Origin of the sequence: Flavobacterium soyae, assembly GCF_021245985.1 — a bacterium.
Taxonomy (GTDB): domain Bacteria; phylum Bacteroidota; class Bacteroidia; order Flavobacteriales; family Flavobacteriaceae; genus Flavobacterium; species Flavobacterium soyae.
Map to the genome: position 1 here is coordinate 199,877 of NZ_JAJQXA010000003.1, position 20,119 is coordinate 219,995.

General features: G+C 32.6%; 22 protein-coding genes. 11 read left to right on the forward strand and 11 right to left on the reverse strand.

Going from position 1 to position 20,119, the window contains the following annotated elements:
* Window positions 1-6 precede the first annotated feature (6 nt).
* Both LUU93_RS05245 and LUU93_RS05250 read right to left on the reverse strand, forming a co-directional pair.
* Window positions 7-465 carry a YciI family protein gene (locus LUU93_RS05245; RefSeq protein ID WP_232679035.1) on the reverse strand — a complete coding sequence of 153 codons (459 nt, stop codon included), beginning with the start codon at window positions 463-465 and terminating at the stop codon, window positions 7-9.
* Window positions 466-600: 135 nt separating this feature from the next.
* Window positions 601-1,065: a DinB family protein gene (locus LUU93_RS05250; RefSeq protein ID WP_232679038.1), complete on the reverse strand. Its 465-nt coding sequence runs from the start codon at window positions 1,063-1,065 to the stop codon at window positions 601-603.
* Window positions 1,066-1,295: 230 nt separating this feature from the next.
* Between LUU93_RS05250 and LUU93_RS05255 the strand changes: the two genes are divergently transcribed.
* The 10 genes from LUU93_RS05255 (at window position 1,296) to LUU93_RS05300 (ending at window position 8,821) form a co-directional block, all read left to right on the forward strand.
* Entirely contained in the window at window positions 1,296-3,455 is a 2,160-nt protein-coding gene (locus LUU93_RS05255) for a TonB-dependent receptor (RefSeq protein ID WP_232679040.1), read from the forward strand.
* A gap of 430 nt (window positions 3,456-3,885) precedes the next feature.
* Window positions 3,886-4,293, forward strand: a complete 408-nt coding sequence (locus LUU93_RS05260; RefSeq protein ID WP_232679042.1) for a DUF2141 domain-containing protein — start codon at window positions 3,886-3,888, stop codon at window positions 4,291-4,293.
* Window positions 4,294-4,342: 49 nt separating this feature from the next.
* On the forward strand, window positions 4,343-4,963 hold the full coding sequence (locus LUU93_RS05265) for a hypothetical protein (protein ID WP_232679044.1): 621 nt from the start codon (window positions 4,343-4,345) through the stop codon (window positions 4,961-4,963).
* A gap of 27 nt (window positions 4,964-4,990) precedes the next feature.
* Window positions 4,991-6,349, forward strand: a complete 1,359-nt coding sequence (locus LUU93_RS05270) for a histidine kinase (protein WP_232679046.1) — start codon at window positions 4,991-4,993, stop codon at window positions 6,347-6,349.
* 2 nt (window positions 6,350-6,351) lie between these two features.
* Complete coding sequence (locus tag LUU93_RS05275; protein WP_232679048.1) at window positions 6,352-6,654, forward strand: 2TM domain-containing protein; 303 nt, start codon at window positions 6,352-6,354, stop codon at window positions 6,652-6,654.
* Between the two features lie 2 nt (window positions 6,655-6,656).
* Window positions 6,657-6,986 carry a 2TM domain-containing protein gene (locus LUU93_RS05280; protein WP_232679050.1) on the forward strand — a complete coding sequence of 110 codons (330 nt, stop codon included), beginning with the start codon at window positions 6,657-6,659 and terminating at the stop codon, window positions 6,984-6,986.
* Between the two features lie 2 nt (window positions 6,987-6,988).
* The gene (locus LUU93_RS05285; protein ID WP_232679052.1) at window positions 6,989-7,318 is read left to right on the forward strand and encodes a 2TM domain-containing protein; all 330 of its coding nucleotides are present in this window, start codon (window positions 6,989-6,991) and stop codon (window positions 7,316-7,318) included.
* Between the two features lie 2 nt (window positions 7,319-7,320).
* Window positions 7,321-7,626, forward strand: coding sequence for a 2TM domain-containing protein (locus LUU93_RS05290; protein ID WP_232679054.1), 306 nt, complete (start codon window positions 7,321-7,323; stop codon window positions 7,624-7,626).
* 15 nt (window positions 7,627-7,641) lie between these two features.
* Window positions 7,642-8,013: a 2TM domain-containing protein gene (locus tag LUU93_RS05295; protein ID WP_232679056.1), complete on the forward strand. Its 372-nt coding sequence runs from the start codon at window positions 7,642-7,644 to the stop codon at window positions 8,011-8,013.
* Window positions 8,014-8,053: 40 nt separating this feature from the next.
* Window positions 8,054-8,821: a LytR/AlgR family response regulator transcription factor gene (locus LUU93_RS05300; protein ID WP_232679058.1), complete on the forward strand. Its 768-nt coding sequence runs from the start codon at window positions 8,054-8,056 to the stop codon at window positions 8,819-8,821.
* 170 nt (window positions 8,822-8,991) lie between these two features.
* Here the strand turns inward: LUU93_RS05300 and LUU93_RS05305 are convergent, their stop codons facing one another.
* The 3 genes from LUU93_RS05305 to LUU93_RS05315 all read right to left on the reverse strand — a co-directional run bounded on the left by LUU93_RS05305 (window position 8,992) and on the right by LUU93_RS05315 (window position 11,814).
* A complete protein-coding gene (locus LUU93_RS05305; RefSeq protein ID WP_232679060.1) occupies window positions 8,992-10,017 on the reverse strand; it encodes a COX15/CtaA family protein in 1,026 nt (341 codons plus the stop codon).
* Entirely contained in the window at window positions 10,014-10,253 is a 240-nt protein-coding gene (locus tag LUU93_RS05310) for a hypothetical protein (protein ID WP_232679062.1), read from the reverse strand. Before LUU93_RS05310 ends, LUU93_RS05305 begins: the two co-directional genes overlap by 4 nt.
* A gap of 130 nt (window positions 10,254-10,383) precedes the next feature.
* Complete coding sequence (locus LUU93_RS05315; RefSeq protein WP_232679064.1) at window positions 10,384-11,814, reverse strand: CCA tRNA nucleotidyltransferase; 1,431 nt, start codon at window positions 11,812-11,814, stop codon at window positions 10,384-10,386.
* Between the two features lie 632 nt (window positions 11,815-12,446).
* Between LUU93_RS05315 and yaaA the strand changes: the two genes are divergently transcribed.
* A complete protein-coding gene (gene yaaA, locus LUU93_RS05320) occupies window positions 12,447-13,205 on the forward strand; it encodes a peroxide stress protein YaaA (protein ID WP_232679066.1) in 759 nt (252 codons plus the stop codon).
* Window positions 13,206-13,467: 262 nt separating this feature from the next.
* Here the strand turns inward: yaaA and LUU93_RS05325 are convergent, their stop codons facing one another.
* From LUU93_RS05325 to LUU93_RS05350, 6 genes are all read right to left on the reverse strand, one after another.
* Entirely contained in the window at window positions 13,468-15,057 is a 1,590-nt protein-coding gene (locus LUU93_RS05325; protein WP_232679068.1) for an MDR family MFS transporter, read from the reverse strand.
* Window positions 15,058-15,060: 3 nt separating this feature from the next.
* Window positions 15,061-16,140, reverse strand: a complete 1,080-nt coding sequence (locus LUU93_RS05330; RefSeq protein WP_232679070.1) for an HlyD family secretion protein — start codon at window positions 16,138-16,140, stop codon at window positions 15,061-15,063.
* An 11-nt stretch (window positions 16,141-16,151) separates the two neighbouring features.
* Complete coding sequence (locus tag LUU93_RS05335; RefSeq protein WP_232679072.1) at window positions 16,152-17,471, reverse strand: TolC family protein; 1,320 nt, start codon at window positions 17,469-17,471, stop codon at window positions 16,152-16,154.
* The gene (locus LUU93_RS05340; protein ID WP_232679074.1) at window positions 17,461-18,090 is read right to left on the reverse strand and encodes a TetR/AcrR family transcriptional regulator; all 630 of its coding nucleotides are present in this window, start codon (window positions 18,088-18,090) and stop codon (window positions 17,461-17,463) included. Before LUU93_RS05340 ends, LUU93_RS05335 begins: the two co-directional genes overlap by 11 nt.
* Window positions 18,091-18,369: 279 nt before the next feature.
* On the reverse strand, window positions 18,370-19,131 hold the full coding sequence (gene trpA, locus LUU93_RS05345) for a tryptophan synthase subunit alpha (RefSeq protein ID WP_232679077.1): 762 nt from the start codon (window positions 19,129-19,131) through the stop codon (window positions 18,370-18,372).
* Window positions 19,132-19,367: 236 nt separating this feature from the next.
* Window positions 19,368-20,105 carry a carbon-nitrogen hydrolase family protein gene (locus LUU93_RS05350; RefSeq protein ID WP_232679079.1) on the reverse strand — a complete coding sequence of 246 codons (738 nt, stop codon included), beginning with the start codon at window positions 20,103-20,105 and terminating at the stop codon, window positions 19,368-19,370.
* Between the last annotated feature and the right edge of the window lie 14 nt (window positions 20,106-20,119).

Genomic DNA, 20,119 nt, shown 5'->3' on the forward strand with positions numbered 1-20,119 from the left:
AGAGTATTACATTTTCGTCTTGGCAATCTTTTCATGAATTTTTACAGTTTCCTGTAAAGCTGCGGTGCAGTACCAAGGCGTTAATTCGGCTTCGAGTAAATTGGCTTTTATAGCTGGATCTGTTGCTACAAGTGCTTTTGCTTCGTCAACAGTTTCTACGTTAAAAATATAAATACCTCTATAATTTCTATCGTTTTTCATAAAAGGGCCGGCAACAACCAGTTTTCCTTCTTTTGCCAGTTTATTGATGTTTGCCATATGTCCTTCAAACAACTTTTTGGTTTCTTCTTTTGAAGCCGTTGTATTGGTTCCTGATTTTAAAAGGCAGAAAACATATTTCTTCATTCCGTATTCATCGGCATTTAGGGATTTTGCAAGATTTTCGTCGAATTTAACTTCGGTTTCCTGAGAAAAACCGATTACATTCATCAATAAAAAAGCGATAATAAAAAGTGAGTTTTTCATAATTGTTTTATTTTTTAACACTTAGAAACATAGAATTGAAAACTTTAAAAAAGGTATTTCATTTGCATAAAGACATAGCTATGCGTAAAATCTGGATTTTAAAATAATCTCAAACACAATATTAAATCTATGTTTCTATGTGTTTAATAATTTTTTCAAAATAACAATCTGTCCCAAATGGTAAACATCATGCTGAATGATTCCGTGAATATCTTCATAAAAATTATGATTATTATTTTGATCTATTTTCTCGAAATCCGCATCATTAAAATTATTCAAACAAGCACTCCATAATTCCTGAGATTTTGCCAGACTTTGCAGTGATTGTTCCCAGGCTGGTTCAGATGAATCTAAAATTGGCACAAAATAATTATGATCGGGAGTGGTAATTATTTCTCCCTGAACACGTTTTAATATGTTTCTTCTCCATTGTATTAGGTGATTGACAATTTCCCAAATCGTGTTTAAATTAGGATTGATTTTTTTATAAGCCTGAGCTGCTGTTACATCTTTTAAAGTATCAGCTAAGGTAACTTCAAGCCACGGATTTCCATTATAAATGGATTGATACAAATTCGAAACTCTTTTACTTTCTGACATAGTTAATAGTTTTTAGAAACACTACAGCTAAGATACAAATTAGTAATTTACAACTCATCCTTAAAATTCTACAATTGGGTTATTATATATTTTTTAACAGGAAATGTTAAAATACATTTGCTCCATCAAAAACCAATATCATGAAATCGCCGCTTAAAAAGTTTGCTTGCAAACACCATTAAATAAAAGGCGACAGCATACATGACCAATAACCAATAAAATCAACAGGTATGAAAACCAGAATTACTTTTATTTTATTATTACTAAGCACATTTACTTTTGCACAAAATGTTATCTCAGGAAAAGTTTTGGACCAAAAAGGAAAACCTGTTGCCGGCGCTAATATTTATATAGACGGAACTTACGATGGAGCAACAAGTTCTGAAACTGGAGATTTTTCTTTTGAAACTACTTCAACCGGAAATCAGTTTTTAGTAGTAAGCTTTTTACTTTTCGAAACTTTTAAAAATGAAATTGATGTTGCTAATTATAAAAATCAAACAATAAAACTAAGAGAAAATGTAAACACTCTGGATGCCGTTGTTATTACAGCCGGAACTTTAGAATCTGGAGACAAAGCAAGGGTTTCGGTTTTAAAGCCTTTAGATATTGTAACAACTGCAGGTTCTGCAGGAAATATTGTTGCCGCTTTGCAGACTTTGCCTGGAACGCAAAGTGTGGGCGAGGACGGACGTTTGTTTGTACGTGGAGGTGAAGCCAGCGAAACGCAGACTTTTGTTGACGGAATTCGCGTGGCACAGCCGTACGGAGCAACAACCAATAATTTACCAACAAGAAGCCGTTTTTCCCCTTTCTTATTCAGCGGAATTGCTTTTTCTACCGGAGGTTACTCGGCAGAATATGGTGAAGCTTTATCAAGTGTTTTGCTTTTAAATACACAGGATGAACCAGATCATAATAAAACAGATATTGGTTTAATGACCGTTGGTTTGAGTTTAGGAAATACTCAAAAATGGACAAAAAGTTCGTTAAGCGTAAATATGGCTTACATTAATTTAGCGCCTTATCAGGCAGTGATTCCACAAGATGTAGACTGGAATAATCCGTATCAATCGCTTGGAGGTGAAACAGTTTACAGATATAATTTTACAAACGGAATCTTTAAATTATACGCAGCTTTTGATTCTGAAAAATTCGATTTGAACCAGAAAAATATCAATTTCGAGAACCCAATAAGAACAGATTTAAACAACAATAACTTTTACCTAAACACTTCTTATAAAGGAACTTTTGGAACGGGATGGCAGTTAACTTCTGGAATTAGCTACGGTTACAGCAAAAACAAAACAAAATACGATATTAATGATATCAATACAGATGAAAATGCAGCGCAGTTGAAATTAAAACTTGGAAAGAAAGTATCAAACTATTTCAAATTGTCTTTTGGAGCTGATTATTTCATTACCAAATTCAATGAAAACTTTGATGACAATATTTCTATTGACGTGAAAAACGGATATGATTCTAATATTTTTGCAGCTTATACAGAAGCAGATATTTTATTCTCTAAAAAGCTGGCAATGAAAGTTGGTTTAAGATATTCTAACAACAGTTTATTAAATGAAAACAATATTGCACCAAGAGCTTCATTAGCATACAAAGTTTCAAAAAACAGCCAGTTTTCATTTGCTTACGGAGACTTTTCTCAAACACCTGTTGTAGATTATATTAAGTATTCAAAATACCACCAGTTTGAAAGTGAAAAAGCACAGCATTATATTTTAAATTATCAGTTTACACAGCCGGGACAAACTTTTAGAGCCGAAGCTTATTATAAAGATTACAGCAATTTAGTGCAATACGATACAAGAGATATTCAGTACAATTCGGTTTTCAATAATAATGGAAAAGGTTATGCAAAAGGATTGGATTTATTTTGGAGAGACAGCAATTTGTATAAAAATTTAGAATATTGGATTTCATATTCTTATATTGATTCTGAAAGACAATATAAAAACTTTCCAAGAATGGCAACGCCAAGTTTTATCGCAAATCACACCTTATCTGTTGTAACGAAATATTTTATTACCGACTGGAAATCACAAATTGGATTCACAAACAGTTACAGTTCAGGTCGTCCGTACAACGATCCAAACCAAACGCAATTCATGAACGGAAAAACAAAATCATATAATAGTTTGAGTTTTAACTGGGCGTATTTATTGACAACACAAAAAATCCTTTATTTCTCAGTTTCAAACATTTTAGGAACGCAGAATATCTTTGGATACGATTACGCAAAATTACCAGATCCAAACGGAGTGTATAACAGACAAGCGATTACACCAACCGCAGACCGATTTTTCTTCGTAGGTTTCTTCTGGACGATCAGCCAGAATAAGAGTGAGAATCAGTTGAAGAATCTTTAATTTTAGGTTCAAAGTGACAAAGAGACAAAGAGACAAAGGTTTTTTGAAATAGTAAATTTTTAAGTTTTTAGGATAAAAACCTCAGTATTTCTGAACCTTTTCCTCTTTGAACCTAAAAGAAAAACCTTTGTCTCTTTGTCACTTTGAACCTTAAGAAGAAACAATTCAGCAGCAAAAATCAACAACTCAGTATCATTTAATTTTAAGACAGTAAAATCAGATATACTTTTGAAGTATAAAATTAAAGGTTCAGAGGGACAAAGTGACAAAGGTTCAAAGTTCCATCAAAACTTAAAAAGGATAAAACCTTTGTCACTTTGTCACTTTGTCACTTTGCAACTTTGAACCTAGAAAAAAAGAGTTTTAATCATCAAAAAAAAAACTTAGAATCTCAGTCACTTAGAATCTTAGAAACTTAAAAAAAGAAATCATGACCAAAATTATTACACTAATCACGTTATTTATCTGTAGCTTAATGTCTGCTCAAAATGTAAAATTGACTGTATCTGTTTCAGGCATTAAAAACAATACAGGAATTGTGAAAGTAGGTTTGTACAACTCAGACGGTACATTTCTTAAAACGACGTACAAAAGTCTTTCTTCTGAAATTAAAAACAATGAAGTTACCGTAACATTTGACAATCTTCCTTCGGGAGAATATGCAATTTCAACGTATCACGATGAAAACAATAACGGTAAGCTTGATAGAAATGCGATGGGAATACCTTCCGAAGATTATGCAGCTTCAAACAATGCAAAAGGGTTTATGGGACCGCCTGCCTATAAAGATGCTAAATTTATTGTTGAGAAAGATTCAAAAATTGAAATTGTATTATAAATTAGTAACTAACAAACAAATCAAAATAACCATTTAAATTACTTATAAAATGAAAAAAATCATCACTTTAATCGCATTATTTGTAGTAGTAATAAGTTCTGCTCAAACTCAATTTGAACAAGGAATGACTAAAGCTTTTGCACTTTGGAAAGAAGGAAAAAACACAGAAGCTTCGGCATTATTTGAAAGAATTGCCTCTGCTGATAAAAACAGTTATCTGCCAAATTATTATATCGCTTTAATGAATACAACAGCCGTTTTTACTGAAAAAGATAAAACAAAAATTGATCTTCTTTTAACAAAAGCTCAGGATGCATTAGACGTAGAATTTATTAAAGATCAAAATAATGCTGAACTTTATGCTTTGCAAGCTTTAATTTATACAGGATATGTTGTTGCTGACCCAATGACAAACGGAATGAAATATTCGGCTAAAGTAATGGAAGCTTACGCAAAAGGAAAAGCGATCGACCCAAACAACCCAAGAATTGTTTTTGGAGAAGCTGATTACCAAATAGGCGGTGCAAAATGGACAGGAGTTGATACAAAACCACTTTGTGCTCAAGTTGATAAAGCTATAGAACTTTTTGCTACTTTTAAACCAGAAACTCCTTTTTCTCCTAAATGGGGATTAGACAGAGCTTTGGAAATTCAAAAAACTTGTAAATAAAAAGTATCAATTTAAGCCAGTTTATAAATGAAAGATCATAGAAATATATATGCAGATTTAAAAAGCGGAACAATTGTTTCGTTTAAGATTTCTATGATTTTTACAGTGATATTCTCAGCTTGTTTAGGAGATGATTTAAGTGTAGAAAACGTTCTTATAACCTTTTTTATAAGCTGTCTTTATTCTTTTGGAGTAGGTTTTGGAAACGGATACATTAATGTGCTCTTAGACAAAAAATGGGATTGGCTGGAGCAGACAAATCTAAGGGTTTACTACGGAATTATAGTTACTGTTTTGTATACCGTTCCGGTAGTTTTAGGAATAAATTATTACATTTTTGTTTACCTGCAAAGCATGCCTTTAGAGAAGTTCTTTAGCGAAAGAATGATTTGGATACATCTGTTTTATATTATTTTGTCTTTAGCAGTGTCAACTTTCATGCAAGCGAGAAGTTTCATGGTAAAATGGAAACAGGCGTCAAAATTTGAAGTTACGCAGCAAAAGATTATTGCAGGAACGGCAAGTGCTAAATTCGAAAGTTTAAAAAATCAAATCGACCCGCATTTTCTTTTTAATAGTTTAAATGTATTAAGTTCTTTGATTGAAGAAAACCCGGATAACGCACAGCGGTTCACGACTTCTTTATCTAAAATTTACAGGTATGTTTTAGAGCAAAAAGATAAAGAACTGGTTTCTGTTGAAGATGAATTGTCATTTGCAAAAACTTATATGAATTTATTGAAAATGCGTTTTGAGAATAGTTTGTTTTATGAATTGCCTACAACAAACATTAACCCAGACGCAAAAGTGGTTCCGTTATCGTTACAGCTTCTGCTCGAAAATACAGTAAAGCATAATGTAGTAAGTGAACAAAAACCACTGCACATCAGGATTTTTATTGATGGCGATTATTTAGCCATTCAAAATGATTTTCAAAAGAAAGAAGTGTTACAAGACAGACAAGGCGTTGGATTACAAAATATTGTAAACCGCTACGAAATTGTAACGAACAGGAAAGTTATAGTGGAACAAAACGAGAAAAATTTCACGGTTAAGATTCCAATTTTAACCAAACAAATTACAGTTATGGAAACAAGTGCAGATTATAGTGACGAAACTAAAGCTTATTTCAGAGCAAAAAAAAGAGTAGAGGAATTAAAAGGATTTTATGCAAACGTAATTTCTTATTGTTGTGTGATTCCGTGCTTAATTTTTGTAAATTTAACGTACTCTCCTGGATTTCAATGGTTTTGGTTTTCGGCTTTAGGCTGGGGATTTGGAGTTGTAATGCATGCTTTTAAAGTATTTGGATACAGTTCTGATTGGGAAGAACGAAAAATCAGGGAGATTTTAGAAAAAGAAAACCAACAGAGAAACTGGAAATAATCATGGAACCAAATTATAACAAAGGAGAGCGTTACTATGAAGCTCAGAAAAAAGTGATTGAAATTAAGAAGTTTTATCAGCATTTAACGGTTTATCTTCTTTGTAATCCAATTGTTATTGTAGTAAATCTTATGACTTCGCCAGGTTATTTATGGTGTTTGTATTCTGTACTGGGATGGACAATTCCGATAATTTTACACGGAATGAAAGCTTTTAATTTCTCTCCAATTTTTAATAAAGACTGGGAAGAACGAAAAATCCAGTCAATTTTAGAAAAAGAAAATTCAAAACAAAAATGGGAGTAATCATGGAAAACAATTCTAGTAATAATATCGAAGAAAATGAATTACAACAATTAGCAAGTAAAAAAGTAGCTAAACTGAAATCATTTTATAAATACACATTTTTTTACATCATTGCTTTAATTGTTTATGTATTAAAACAATATACCGAATTGCCTTTGCATTCTTTCCCTTTTCAATTTATAAACGGAGTTGTAATGAGTATTTGGACGGCAGTTTACATTAGTTGTGTAATTGATATGGTGGTTTCTTTTAAATTTCTTGGTCGAGAATGGGAAGAACGAAAGTTAAGAAGCCTCTTAGAAAAGAAAAATAAAGTACAAAAATGGGAGTAATCATGGAAACGAATTGTAACAATGAAAGAGAAAAACTGGAGTTTGAGCAAATCTTTAGAAAAAAAGTGGTTAGACTAAGATCCTTTTATATGCATGCTTTAATATATGCAGCAGGATTAGCAGCTTTTGTGTTAAAGGAATATTATGGAGCTCCATTGAACTTTTTTCCATTAAATTTTTTAAACGATGTTGTAATGGTAATTTGGAGTTCGGTATTTGTATGTTCTGCAATAGACTTATTTGTTTCTTTTAAAATTTTAGGAAATGAATGGGAAGAACGTAAACTGAAAAGTATTTTAGAGAAAAGACAGAAAAAACAAAAATGGGTGTAATCATGGAAATAAAATATAATGAAGAAGACAGATACTATCTTGCAAAAAAGAAAGTAGAAAATATAAAGGGCTTTTATGCTAATCTTACCTCTTACATTGGTGTAAATATTATTTTGATTGTCATTAATTTATGGACATCACCAGAATATTTATGGTTTTTCTGGCCCTTATTGTGGTGGGGAGTTGGAGTTCTTTTTCACGGATTAAAAGTTTTTGAAATATTTCCGGTTTTAGGTAAAGATTGGGAAGAAAGAAAAATCAAAGAATTGATGGAAAAAGAAAAAGAGAATAAAAATAAATGGCAATAATTTAATTCAATAAAAATGGGACGATTTAGAAGACACATGTACGAAGATTATGCACATGAATTTAGTACAGATGAAAGTTACAATATAGCATACAGAAAAGTTAAAAGAATAAAAGGCTTTTATTCGCATTTGAAAGTTTATCTTATCGTAAATGCGATTATCATTATTTCTAGTTTGAATAGCAGAGGTTTTATAGGTAATCATTTTGAAATTAGAAACTTTAGAGAATGGGAAGTCTATTCAACAGCATTTTATTGGGGTATTGCTTTAGCCATTCATGCATTTTCAGTTTTTGGACCTGATCTTTTTTTAAATAAAGAATGGGAGGACAAAAAAATTAAAAAATATATGGAGAAAGAAGCTCAGAATAAAAATAAATGGGAGTAATTTTAAATTATATTTTTTTTTAAATTTAGCACAGTACTAAATGACCACATTAATTATAGAAGACGAAAAACCAGCTGCGCGATTGTTGCAGCGAAAGCTTGAAAAGTTAGATATTGCCGTAGAAACAATGTTACATTCTGTAGAAGAATCCCTTCATTGGTTTAGCAATAACGATCATCCGGATTTGATTTTTCTGGATATCCAATTGTCAGATGGTTTATCGTTTGAAATTTTTGAAAAAATAGATATCAAAAGCGCTATTATTTTTACAACTGCTTATGATGAATATGCTTTAAAAGCATTTAAATTAAATAGTATCGATTATCTCCTCAAACCAATTGATGAAGATGATCTTGAAGTAGCGGTTACTAAATTTAAAACGCGCTTGCCAAAACCAAGTTCAGAAACTCAAAATCTGCAGCTTGATTTTGAACAGATCCGTCAAATGTTGTCAAATCCTTTTGAGAAAGTATATAAAAAACGATTTACGGTTAAAATTGGACAGCACTTAAAAGTAATTACTACAGAAGAAATCGAATGTTTTTTTAGTGAAAACAAAGGAACATACATTCATACCTACGACAACCGAAACTATTTAATCGATTCAACTTTAGAGATTCTGGAGCAGGAATTAGACAAAAAAGATTTCTTCCGCGTAAGCAGAAAATTTATTGTCCCGCTTCAGGCAATTAAAGAAATTCAGGTGTATACCAATTCTCGTTTAAAAGTAATTTTACCAACTTACAAAGAAGATGAGGTTATTGTAAGCCGTGAAAAAGTGCAGGATTTTAAAACCTGGCTGGGGTAAAATAGATTGTTTTAAATGAGACGTTCCTACGGAACGTTATATTGTGTGATTATCATTTCTGACGGATTTCAATCCGGTTAACGAGACGTAAATTTTCAAACGGAATTAACCAAATACATAAAATAAAAAAGAGCCGAAATTTTCGGCTCTTTTTTATATCGTTCAAAACATTATTTGCTCAATCTGTGCAATGTATATGTCATTGCGCTCAAAAGGAAAAACGCCATAATCTGGTGAATTAATCCTAAAGCCAAAGGCACGCTGTATAATAATGTAAAAACACCAAGAAAGAATTGTATAAAAACAAAAACTATTAAAGTATTGATTCCGTTTACCTGCGTATTAGTAAGCGTATATTTTTTACTTTTGAAGAAAAGGAAAAGAATAATTCCAACAACAACATAAGCAAAAGTTCTGTGTACAAACTGAACACCGCTTTTCCCTTCAATTAAATTTTTAATCAAACTAGACTGCTCAATAAAAACCGATTCGTGAATAAATTCTCCGTCACTCATTAAAGGCCAGTGATTGTGAATTAATCCGGCATTTAGTCCAGCAACAAATCCACCATAAATAATTTGGATTAATAAAGCTGCTAAAGCATATCTGGCGATTTTACGAAGCGGTAATATTTTATTGATATTTCTTTCAGGATAAATCAAATCCAACGCAACCCAAAGTGTATAAGCAAAAGTGATAAAAGCAAAAGTTAAGTGTAATGAAAGTCTAAAATGACTCACATCTGGATTGTCAATTAAACCGCTGCGAACCATAAACCATCCAAGAAAACCTTGAAAAGCGCCCATTGCTAAAAGCACAATACATTTTTTAATTGTTGGCGTATCTAATTTCTTTCTGATTAAGAAGTAAACAAACGGCACAAAGAAAACCAAACCAATTATACGACCGATGAAACGGTGAAACCATTCCCAGAAATAAATGAATTTATAATCTGCTAATTGAAAATCGTTGTGAATATTGATTTTTTGGTACTCAGGAAACTTTTTATATTCATCAAATGCAGCCTGCCATTTTGCATCTGTTAAAGGTGGAAATGTGTCGGTAACTAAATGCCAGTCCGTCATTGATAAACCTGAATTGGTCAAACGTGTGATTCCGCCCACGACAACCATTAAAAATAATAAAACACAACCTGATAGTAACCAAATGATTACTGATTTATTCTCTCTTTTCATTCTTTTCCGATTAATTCGATTTCGTTTGTCTTTTTTGTTTTGGAAATTCTTTTTAAATAGAATTTCGAGAAATATATATTGATTAAAATACTTGGAGCAAATATTACGCTTCCGAAGATAATCCTGGAAATTTTATCATTCATCTCAGTTCTTAAACCCGACATTTCAATTAAAGTAGGACTAGTTAAAAGAGCAGCAACAATAAAAATTACAGAAGAAGGAATAATAACAGACATTAAAAAGTAAAATAATTTGTGTTTGATATGTTTTTCTCCAGTTTTCTTAAATCCCTTAAAAAAAATAAAATTTGAATAAATAATTATTAACAATAATATAGATATAAAAATTCCACCTAAAAGATCCATGCTATTTCTTAAGAGTTAAATTTAATTTCGCAGCTCTTTTAATCACAAAATCATACGCAGCCTGATATTCATTTGGAATATCTCCTTCTAAAATAGCTTCTTTTACAGCTTCTTTTAAAACTCCAATTTCACGTGAAGGTTTCAAATCGAACATTTCCATAATTTCTTCGCCTGAAATTGGCGGTTGAAAATTACGAACATGATCGCGTTCTTCAACTTCGACAATTTTCTTGCGAACTACTTCAAAATTCTTATGATATTTCTTGAATTTTGCTGGGTTTTTAGTTGTGATATCGGCTTCACATAAAGTCATTAAATCCTCAACATCTTCACCGGCATCGAAAACCAAACGACGTACTGCACTGTCGGTTACAATATCCTGCGCCAAAACAATTGGGCGTGAACTCATAATGACCATTTTTTGTACAAATTTCATTTTGTGATTCAATGGCATATGTAAACGTTCGAATATTTTTTTTGCCATTTTTCCGCCCAAAAATTCATGTCCGTGAAAAGTCCAGCCTTGTTTTTTATTGAAACGTTTTGTTGGTGCTTTTCCAATATCGTGAAGTAAAGCCGACCATCGCAGCCAAACATCATCTGTATTTGGGCAAATGTTATCAACTACTTCAAGTGTATGGTAAAAGTTGTTTTTATGCGTATGACCTTCGATTTCTTCTACCTGATTCAACGCTGTTAATTCAGGTAAGATTAAATCTAAAAGCCCGGTTTTATATAAAAGTAAAAATCCGGTTGACGGTTTTGGTGTAGAAAGAATTTTATTCAATTCGTCTACGATTCTTTCACCCGAAATAATTTTAATTCGATCTGCATTTTTGGTAATCGCATTCAATGAATTTTCTTCAATTTCAAAATTTAACTGTGTTGCAAAACGAATCGCACGCAGCATTCGCAGCGGATCATCAGAGTAGGTAATATCCGGATCTAAAGGCGTTTTGATGGTTTTACTTTCTAAATGCGCCAATCCATTAAACGGATCTAAAAGATCTCCAAAGTTAGTTGCATTTAAAGATAAAGCCAAAGCGTTGATGGTAAAATCACGACGATTTTGGTCATCCTGAAGCGTTCCGTTTTCTACAATCGGATTTCGGCTGTCAAAATTATAAGATTCTTTTCGGGCACCAACAAATTCAATATCGGTATCTTCAAAACGAAGCATTGCTGTTCCGTAAGTTTTAAAAACCTGAACTTTTGGTTTATTCGGAAGTAAGTCAGAAACTTTAAGCGCTAATTCGATGCCGCTTCCAACCGCTACAACATCGATATCTTTTTTAGAACCTCGGTTTAAAAGCAAATCACGAACGAAACCTCCTATCACATAAGAGTCTACATTTAATTCCTGAGAAGCTTTCGAAATAATATCGAAGATTTTGTTTTGTAAAGCAGTTTTATAATTTGTTTGTATAGCCACGAATTCACTAATTTTTGAATAAAGATGATTTCAATTTTCGAAGAAATGAAATGCATGCAAATTTACAACATAGAAAATCCCTATTATAATCTATCGCTCACTTTTTTGAACAATTTCACATTTTGGCAGGCTGATTTTTATGAATTGAGAAAGAGCTGCCACGAATTACATGAATTTTCACGAATTATTTTTTTTCTGCCACAGATTACAGGATTAAAAGGATTAAAAAAAATCTGTGGAAATCTTTTTAATCTGTGGCAAAAAATCTTTGCAATCTGCGTGAAAGAATAATTCGTGGCAGAAAAATATAGCCACAGATTAAAGGATTAAAATGATTAAAAAATCTGTGAAAATCTTTTTAATCTGTGGCAAAAAATCTTTGCAATCTGCGTGAAAGAATAGTTCGTGGCAGAAAAATATAGCCACAGATTAAAGGATTAAAATGATTAAAAAATCTGTGAAAATCTTTTTAATCTGTGGCAAAAAATCTTCGCAATCTGCGTGAAAGAATAATTCGTGAAAATTCGTGTAATTCGTGGCGAAAAAAACTATACAGTAATAAAACAAATCAATTACAATAACATATTTTTAAAAATGCAATTTGTATTTTTGAGTTATATAAAAATGCACAAATGAAAATTGTTATATCGCCGGCGAAATCACTGAATTTCGAAAAAGAATTACCTACTGCTCAACATACTGAGCCTTCATTTTTAAAAGAAGCGCGTCAGGTTCATAAAATACTAAAAGGAAAAAAACCTGCTGAATTATCTCATTTAATGTCAATTTCCGATAAACTTGCTGACTTAAATTGGAAACGAAACCAAGACTGGAAAACACCATTTACGGTTGAAAATGCCCGCCCGGCAGTTTATACTTTTGATGGTGATGTTTATACAGGTTTAGATGCTTATTCAATTCCGTTAGAAAAATTAGATGTTCTTCAGGATAAACTTAGAATTTTATCAGGACTTTACGGAGTTTTAAAACCGCTTGATTTAATGCAGGCATACCGTTTAGAAATGGGAACAAAACTGCCTGTTGGAGATTATAAAAACCTGCATGAATTTTGGAAACCTGTTGTTACAAAAGCTTTAAACAAAGAATTGACAAAAGGGGAATTATTTGTGAATTTAGCCAGTAACGAATATTTCTCGGCAGTTGATGTAAAAGCTTTAAAAGTTCCTGTAATCACTCCGGATTTTAAAGATTACAAAGATGGAAAATTAAAAATGATCAGTTTCTTCGCAAAAAAGGCGAGAGGTATGATGGTGCGTTATATTATTGATACAAATGCAGAAACTATTGATGATTTAAAAGGTTTTAATTACGAAGGTTATCATTTTGATGCGAATCTTTCAAAAGGAAATCATTTGGTTTTTATAAGGTAAATTTTGAGGGACAAAGGTTCAAAGTTACAAAGGATCAGAGGTTTTTTTTTAAGGTTCTGAGTTACTAAGATGCTAAGGTTCTAAGATTTTTTACTAGAGAGCCGAAGGCTCGGAACATATTGTAGGCAGGGATTTCAATCCCTGTAAATTTCAAGAATATTGATAAAGATTTCAATCTCTGAAGATTTAGTGGATGTCAACAAAAAAATAAACGCCGAATTCTAAATTGAATTCGGCGTTTCTGCGTATTATAAAATTATTATTAGTGCATTGCGTCGGCTGCGCTAATCTTGTTCTTCCCTTTTTTGATAAAGAGAATAATCGGTATACAACATAAAAACATAATTCCCAGGTACATAAAAATATCCATGTAAGCCAAAACGGTACTTTGTTTTAATACTGAATATTCTATTGCCTGGTAAGCTTTTTTAAGTGCAACATCAGCACTATATCCTTTTGACATAAAAGCTCTTTGCATTCCTGCAATACGCTGCTGAACATCATATTTTGCAGGATCTAAATTGTTGATTAAATCAACTCTGTGTTCCTGACTAAAACGTGTGATAAAAGTGGTAATAATTGCAATACCAAATGAACCTCCTAATTGACGCATCATTCCGGTAAAAGCAGCTCCTTCACCAATTTGTTTTCCTTTTAAAGTTGAAAGTGAAAGTGTTGTAATTGGTACAAAAAGTAATCCAAGACCAATTCCTCTTAAAATTAATGGCCAGTACATATGTTCAACACCGGTATCAGGAGTCATACGACTGTACATCATAAAAGTAAAGAGGAAAAACACAAAAAATCCAACTCCAACCATATAACCTTGCGGAACACCTTTTTGAATCATATTTCCAACAAAAGGCATCATAATCGCCGTTGTTATAGATCCCGGAATCAATAATAATCCTGCATCAGTTGCTGTCCATCCTAAAATTGACTGTGTATAAATTGGGATAATTAAGGTTGAACCATATAATCCAAAACCAAGAATGAAACACATTACAGTCCCAATTCTTAAATTTCCATCTTTTAAAACACTTAAATTAACAATTGGATGTTTGTAAGTCAGCTCTCTCCAAATAAAAAGAATCAATCCTAGAACAGTCACAACACTTAGAGTTACAATAAGTGAATCGTTAAACCAGTCATCTTGCTGTCCGTGTTCTAAAACAAATTGTAAAGAACCGATAAAAGCACTCAACAAGAAAATTCCCCACCAGTCAACCTGATTTGCTTTTAATTTTTCTCCATATTTAGGGCTTCTTACGAAAGTTAAAGCCAAAATAGTAGCGATAATTCCAAGTGGAATATTAATGTAAAATATATAAGGCCAGGAATAATTATCTACTAAATATCCCCCCAAAGGCGGACCTAAAGTTGGACCCACAATTACACCCATTCCGTAAATGGCCTGTGCCATACCACGTTTTGCAGCCGGATAACTTTCTGTAATAATCGTTTGGGCTGTTACAAGTAACGCTCCGCCACCCATACCTTGTACGAATCGGAAGGCTACAAGTTCCCAAATATTAGTGGCATTTCCACATAAAAAGGAACAGACGGTAAATATAATGATAGAAGCCACAAAATAATTACGTCTTCCAAATTGCTGCGATAACCAGCTCGTCATTGGTATTACAATAACATTTGCAATTGCATATGCTGTAATAACCCACGCCACATCGGTCAGGGTAGCACCAAGACTTCCGCGCATGTCTGTCAGCGCTACGTTTACAATCGTCGTATCTACAATTTCCAGCAATGCACAAAGTACTGCCGTAATCGTAATGACAACACGTCTAAAACCGTATTCTACTAAATCGTCGTCTGCTTGTACTGCTGCTGCCATTTTTTATTTTAAATGTACGTCTACATCAACATTCATTCCTGGTCTTAAAAGTTTTACTTTTTCAGGATCGTTTGATTCATCTAAACTAATTTTTACTGGTAATCTCTGAATTGTTTTTACGAAGTTTCCTGTAGCATTATCAGGAGGTAACAATGAAAAACGTGATCCTGTTGCAGGAGAAAATGAAGTTACAGTACCTTTAAACTCATAGTTTGGATAAGCATCAACTTTTAAACTTACTTTTTGCCCCACAACCATTTTGTTTAATTGTGTTTCTTTAAAGTTAGCTACAACCCAAGCCTCATTATTGTTGATAATGTAGAATAAAGATTGCCCCGGCTGAACTAATTGTCCCGGCTGAATATCAACTTTAGAAACCTGACCATCAATAGCCGCTGTAACTACTGTGTAGCTTAAGTTTAAGTGAGCAACATCAAGCATTGTTTTTGCTTTTTTGATGTTTGCTGCTGCAACTTCTGTTTGTTTATCAGAAACTTTAGATTTTGACTGAATAACAGATTTTTGGTAAGAACTTGCTCTTTGCTGCTGTTCTAAAACACGTACTTGGTTTTCAGCTTCATCTTTTGCAGCCTGAGCCTGTTCAAATTGCTGTTTTGTAATGGTATGCGTTTTATACAAGTTATTATAACGGTTGAAATCGTTTGTAAGCTGTCTCAATCTGATTTTAGCACTTTCGATAGAACCGCTTGCAGATCTCATATTTGCATCAGAAACCGAGATGCTTGCATTTGCACTTCCAATATCAGCTTTTGCTGCTTCGTATTGACCTTCAGCTCCTAATAATGCAGCATTTGCTTCATCGATTTTTAACTGATAATCTCTTTTATCGATAGTAAATAAAGTATCTCCTTTTTTTACATAGTCATTATCTTTCACATATACTTTACTAATATATCCTGATACTCTCGGAATAATCGGATTCATTTTTTTCTCAATTTGAGCATCATCCGTTTCTTCGTGAGCCAATGAGTGTAAGTATTTTGATATTCCGTAAGTTCCTCCCACTAAAACCAAAACGGTTAGTATGATGATGAATTTTTTATTTGTCTTTTTCTTTTCCATGAGAGCTTCGATTATATTTTAGAAAGATTGAATGATTGTGATAATTGTCCTGATACTGAAAGTAATTCGTAATATTTTTGAATAATTGTTGCTTTTGCTACAGCGGTATTGATTTTAGCACTTAGCTGTTCAACATCAGCTTCAACAAGATCATTGGTATCTGCAAGACCATTGTCGAATTTATCTTTTACAAGTCTGTAATTTTCTGCAGCCTGCTGAAATGCTTCTTCATAAACCACACTTTGATTGATCGCTAAGTCATAATCTTCAATAGATTTTTGAACTTCAACTTTAATGCGGTCCGTCATAATAGCCTCCGTATTTTTTACTTCAAGCGCTTTGCTTTCTGCTTCTTTTACGTGTGCGCTGTTTTTAAGGATTCCAGATAAATCATACGATAAACCTAAACCAAAATTCATAGCATATTTTACAGTAATAATGTCTTTAAGATCTAAAGCAGTATAACCGCCAAGTAATGAAATTGTTGGATAATATCCGGCTTTTGCAATCTTAACATTAGCTTCTGAAGCTTTTTGCTGTAAACGAACAGCCTCTAAATCTTTTCTGCTTTCAAGTGCTAAAACATCTGATCTTGGAGCATTAGTTGTTTTTAAGTTAAAGAAATCATCTTCGTTAACCTGAATTTTTACTGTTGGCTCTAATTTAAGTAATGTCGTTAGATAAAAGTTGATGTTGCTAATGTTGTTATTAGCTTCATCAATAGATAATTGCGTTTTTGAAACCAGTAATTGTGCTTTCAATAAATCATTTCTTGGAATGATTCCGTTTTTCTCTAATTCAATAAAATCAGTAACACGCTGTTTAGCACTTTTTTGATTCTCTGTTAAAACATCTAAAGTTTTTTGTGCCTTGTATAAAGCCGTGTAATAAGTAATTACCCTTAAGGCAACATCTTCTTTTGTTTTAGCAGCAGTAACGCTTTCGGCTTCATATAAGCTTTCATAAGCGTCAATACTATTCTGAATTTTAAATCCTGCAAAAAGAGGTAAACTTAAATTTGCCATACCAAGCATTGCACGATCCGGAGAAGCTAAAGAAGCGCTTTCTCCCTGATTAGGCATATCGATCGAAGCTTTTGTTAATCGCTGATATTGTCCTGAAATTTTTAAATCAGGATATTGGTTATTCTTAACCGTTTGTAATTCATATTTTTTTGAGTTTACCTTAGTGTTGGCAAGCGTAACCTCGTTACTCTTTTCCCAAGCCATTTTTACGGCTTCATCTAAAGTTAAACTTGTTTTTTCTTGTGCTTCTATTGAAGATATCCCTATAAAGAAAACTCCAAAGAGCATTATTTGACTAATTTTCATAAACAAGTAGCGCTTTTATAGTTTGTTGAATGTGCTTTGTAAGACTGTTTTTAATGTAATCGTTGTATAACGTTTCTGTTTTTAGATTTAAGAGTTCCTCAAAGAATGATTTATTCATATGAAAATGAAAAAAAGTTCCCATAATCGTTGGTGTAATCAACGGGATAATGACATCTTTTCTAAAAATCCCTTTTGACTGGCCTTCTTTAATAATTGCTTCAAGAGATTTTAGGTTTCCCTTTTTCAGCTCTGTAAAAGCGGCAAGGCTTTCTTCTCTTTTTTTAGAATTAAGTTCGAAATGTAAAACTCTGAAAATCCCTCTGTTACAATTAATTCTATTGATATAAATTTCGACTAATTTATTGACTTTATCAAGAGGGTGAAGATCTTCATGCTGTAAACTTTCGATTTGTAACTTTAAATCAGCTGTTTTATGAATGATTAAAGATTCCAGTAATTTATCTTTTGAACCAAAATAATACGAAACCATGGCAATATTAATTTTTGCATGTTTCGAGATATCCCGTATTGATGTTCCCTCAAATCCTTTCTCAGAAAATAGCTTTTCAGCAACAGTAAGAATCTGAATTTTTTTATCGTTTAATTCGATCTGTGACATAGTATTGTTTATAATCGAATACAAAATTAAACACTCGTTTAATTTAAACACTTGTTTAGTTTTTGTTTAACACAATATTAACATAAAACGGTTTCGATAATTTTGGGCAAAAAAAAAAACTGAAACACTTAGTATTTCAGCTTTGTTAGTTTGTTTTGTCATTCCGACGAAGGAGGAATCGCACTCGTAATTCGACAAAGATTGGAGAATTTGCTTGTGGAGTTTCTAGTGCGATTCCTCCTTCGTCGGAATGACAAGCTAGGCTTTTATTGTATACGTTTATCGAATCTCTCCAACAAATTCCTCAATTTTCCCACTTCCGTTTTCACTTAAATGTTTAATAAAAGCACTTCCAATAATAGCGCCTTTTGCATATTTAGTAGCTTGATTAAAAGTCTCTTTATTCGAAATTCCGAAACCTACAATTTGTGGATTTTTTAAATTTAGGTTTGCTATTCTCTCGAAATAGCTTTCCTGAACATTTCCAAAACCAGATTGAGATCCCGTAACGCTTGCAGAACTTACCATATAAATGAATCCGTTTGAAACGCTGTCGATAAAACGAATACGATCGTCAGAAGTTTGCGGCGTAATCAGGAAAACATTAATTAATCCGTATTTTTCGAAAATCGCTTTGTATTCTTCAGCGTAAACATCAACAGGTAAATCTGGAATAATTAAACCGTCGATACCAATTTCGCTGCATTTTTTGCAAAAAGCTTCAACGCCGTATTGTAACATCGGATTAAAATATCCCATAATAATCAAGGGGATTTTTACGCTTTCACGGATGTTTTTCAGCTGATCGAAAAGAATTTGAGTTGTCATTCCGTTATGAAGTGCCTGTGTAGAACTCGTCTGAATTGTTGGTCCATCGGCCAAAGGATCACTAAACGGAAGTCCAATTTCGATTAAATCGACCCCATTTTTCTCTAAATCCTGAATAATCTGCACAGTATCATTTAAGTTAGGATATCCCGCAGAAAAATAGATCGAAAGTATCTTTTTATCTTCTTGTAATTTTTGAGTTATTCTGTTCATTTTAATATCTTTTTTATCCTGCAAGGTTTCCAAAACCTTGTAGGTATGTTAGTTTTTTGCCACAGATTAAAAGGATTTTCACTGATTATTATTCAAATTTTATTTCATGCAGATTTAAATTGATTTAAGCCAATTGATGCAGATTTTTTAAAAATATCTTTAATTAAATCTGTAATAATCTGTCAAATCTGCGTGAAAAAAATCTGTGCAAATCTGTGAAATCTGTAGCATTATTTTTAATTTTTTAAAACCCTACTTGTCCAATTATCCTTTTGTTTTTCTACCAATAATAATCCCGAATCTGAATCATTCATCTGCCCAATTAATTCTCCTTTATTATTCCAAAATGCACTTTGACCTGCCGAAGGAGATCCCCACGATTCGCCGCTGAAATTCGACATCAAAACATTCATTTGATGTTTCTCGGCATAATTTTGCAAATCTCTGTATGCGTTCGGAATCCCGTTTGGCGAAAAGAAAATACTGGCAGTATAAATATCAGTTTCTCTCTTTTTCGCATTTTCCGGATGAAGCGGATTATCAATATCGGCACAAATGGCAAATGAAATCTTTTGATTTTCAATTGAAATAATCGGATTATTATCAAAAGAAGATTGAAAATATTCATCCTCGCCTTCGTGTAAAAACTGTTTCGTATAAATTGAAACTAACTTATCTGGAGAAATTACAAATTCGCCAATAAACAGATTTGAGCCAATTTCAATAGGTGCACCGGCAATAATTACAATATTATTTTCTACAGCTAATTTTTGCAAATGATCCAAGCGCGAATCGTTTTTCTGGAAAGCTAATCTCTGTGCATGTTCTCTTTCATAGCCTGTAATAGACATTTCAGGAAATGCAATTAATTGCGCTTTATTTTTTACAGCCAATTCTATAAGACGATAATGATCTGATAAATTTGCATCGATATCCCCTCGCGTTGGTTTTGTTTGTGCAGCAGCTAGAATCATTTTTTATTTTATAA